The 274-nt window shown below is 53.6% G+C and carries 1 protein-coding gene; it reads right to left on the bottom strand.

Features of this window, described 5'->3' with window-relative positions:
* Positions 1–77 precede the first annotated feature (77 nt).
* Positions 78–274: hypothetical protein (locus SB822_RS56940; RefSeq protein ID WP_410859083.1), on the bottom strand; the 197-nt coding region annotated here is incomplete at its 5' end.

Raw genomic sequence — 274 nt, forward strand, 5'->3', positions numbered from 1 at the left:
ATTGAACGGTTCCACGCCGCCCTTGATCAGAGGGCGCACGTCCAGCACATGATGCGTGATGTCCTGAACTGAGAGTGTCATTTCGATCTCCTGAGAATTGGTTCACCGGCATAGATAAGATGCGGCAGAATTACCCCTTTTGGCAGGCGTAGGCTGTGCGGTACATCGAGAAGCCGCCGGGCGCGGAAGAAGTGTACGATCAACGCAAGGATTGCTGCGAGATTCAACATCACGGCCAACCGAAACACGGTTGGATAATCGGCAATCAAAGCCA

Source organism: Paraburkholderia sp. SIMBA_054, from assembly GCF_046534875.1.
Taxonomy (GTDB): domain Bacteria; phylum Pseudomonadota; class Gammaproteobacteria; order Burkholderiales; family Burkholderiaceae; genus Paraburkholderia; species Paraburkholderia hospita.